Genomic DNA, 2,261 nt, shown 5'->3' with positions numbered 1-2,261 from the left:
CTAACAATTGTCCCCGTGACACTAAATCCTATCACTGATGAATCTTCACCTATCATGCCAACAAAAAATACCCCTGGTCCGAGCTGTGTCATCAAAACAGCGAGTGCTGAAATTTCCTTCTTCAATGGCGTAGATGAGCACATCATCCTAACAATCATGAAGGAGTTGAACAAGTGATGAAGCATGATTTCACGAGCGTGCAAAACATCTATATCATTTGCGGCAAAACTGATATGCGTAAAGGCATTGACGGTCTCGCAACGCTCATTCAGGATTCTTTTGAACTCGATCTATACAGCGATTCCATTTTTTTATTTTCTGGTTGGAGCAGGGACCGCTATAAATGTTTATATTTTGATGGAGATGGCTTCGCCATGCTTTATAAACGATTAGATAATGGCAAGTTACAATGGCCAAAAGACGAAAATGAAGTGCGTAACCTTTCACAACAGGAGCTTCGCTGGCTGTTAGAAGGCTTATCACTTCAGCAACCAAAAGCGATTGCAAAATCAGCAAAAGGTGTCTTTTAAACTCACCTATCAAGATGGTATAATCATCCATAACTTATACTGAACGAAATGTGGTGAATAACTTGGATAACTCATCTTCTAACCAAAATGAACGATTCATTCAATTACTAGAGCAACAATTGGCTCATTCAAATCAGCAAAATAATGAATTAACAAAAAAGCTGGATCAATCGTTGAAACAAATTGAAGCGTTGACTGAACAAGTTCGCCAATTAACAAAGGCTTTATACGGTTCAAAATCAGAAAAATCAAAGTACCAAGCACCAGATGGACAAGGTTCTTTATTTGAAGACGATCCGTCTTTTAACAATTCTGAGCAGACAGAGGAACAAAGCACGCCAACTGTTACTTATACTGTTGTCCGTAAACTACATAAGAAAAAACGGAATGATTCTTTTCGTGATGGGATTGAAATAGAAGAAATTCACCATCATCCTGAAAACACGCAATGTGACTGTTGCCATGGTCAAATGACGGAAGCTGGTACAACACTTGCGCGTGAAGAAGCGAAATTCATTCCGGCAAAAATGATGCGCATCCAGCATATAGAGCATGCCTATGAGTGCAAGCACTGTAAAAAGGATGCCTCGGAAAAAGCACAAATGAAACGTGGGAAAGCACCGCAAGGTGCCTTTCAGCGAAGTATTGCAGGACCGACTGTTTTAGCAAAACTCATCTATGATAAGTTTATCCAGTACTTACCTCTTTACCGCCAGGTGAAGGAGTGGGAGCGTTATGGCTTGCTTACCAACGATAAAAACTTATCGAATTGGGTCATTCGTGCAGCAGAAGATTGGCTTCTACCGGTTTATGAACAGATGAAGCAGACATTAACAGCGAAATCTGTTCTACATGTGGACGAAACGTATGCGCAAATCATCAAACGTTCAGACGGAAAATCCGGTCAATCGAATGCCTACAATTGGGTGTTCCGAAGCGTGCCAAGCCAAGGACCAATCATCGTTCTTTTCCAAAGTGCTTTATCGAGAAGCCGTTCTGTATTAGAAGACTTTACAGCTGGTTTTAAAGGAACCATGATTTGTGATGGTTATTCTGCATACGGCAATCTACCTGATGTCACATTCGCCAACTGTTGGGCACATGTGCGACGTTATTGGCTGAAAGCCGATAGCAAAAACGGCAAAATTGGCGTGGATTATTGTGATCAACTGTATCACTTAGAACGTCAATTTAAGGATCTTTCACCAGGTAAACGCCGAAAAGCAAGGCAAAAACATTCAAAGCCGATTGTAGAAAAGTTTCTAAAATGGGTAGACGAATCACCTTTCTTCGGTAAAAATTTCTTAGCCAAAGCAGCGGAATACACATTAAATCGTATCCACGGATTAAAAGCGTTTCTGTACGACGGTAGGATTGAAATCGATAATAATCCAGCCGAAAATGCGATTCGTCCGAATGTGATTGGTCGTAAGAACTGGCTTTTCTCTATGAGTGAAGCTGGTGCTAAAGCCAATGCCATCTGCTTAAGTTTGGCTGAAACGGCAAAAGCAAACGGCATCGATTTTTATCAATACTTAGTGACATTAATGACAGAGCTGCCAAATTTACCGTTCCACCAGCGGCCAGAGATTTTAAATAATTACATGCCTTGGTCGAAAAATATTCAAGCGACATGTGCAAAATAGCCATCTATTTGAAATAATTTCAGATAGATGGCCATTCGTCGTGCGTACCGAAAAGGTGCGCTTATTTTTTTATTTCGGGCTTACA

The 2,261-nt window shown here is 40.6% G+C and carries 2 protein-coding genes; both read left to right on the top strand.

The window, feature by feature from the left end; all coding sequences use genetic code 11:
• Positions 1-176: 176 nt before the first annotated feature.
• On the top strand, positions 177-530 hold the full coding sequence (gene tnpB / locus C9J35_RS22850; protein WP_107927126.1) for an IS66 family insertion sequence element accessory protein TnpB: 354 nt from the start codon (positions 177-179) through the stop codon (positions 528-530).
• A 62-nt stretch (positions 531-592) separates the two neighbouring features.
• Positions 593-2,176, top strand: a complete 1,584-nt coding sequence (gene tnpC, locus C9J35_RS22845) for an IS66 family transposase (protein WP_438941224.1) — start codon at positions 593-595, stop codon at positions 2,174-2,176.
• The last annotated feature ends 85 nt before the right edge of the window (positions 2,177-2,261 follow it).

This window comes from Lysinibacillus parviboronicapiens, assembly GCF_003049575.1.
In the GTDB taxonomy this organism is placed as follows: Bacteria; Bacillota; Bacilli; order Bacillales_A; family Planococcaceae; genus Lysinibacillus; species Lysinibacillus parviboronicapiens.
This window is presented reverse-complemented; position numbering and strand designations above follow the sequence as displayed.

Excerpts from the sequence above, each read along its gene's own strand:
- tnpB (WP_107927126.1), top strand. The coding sequence starts at position 177 with ATGAAGCATGATTTCACGAGCGTGCAAAACATCTATATCATTTGCGGC.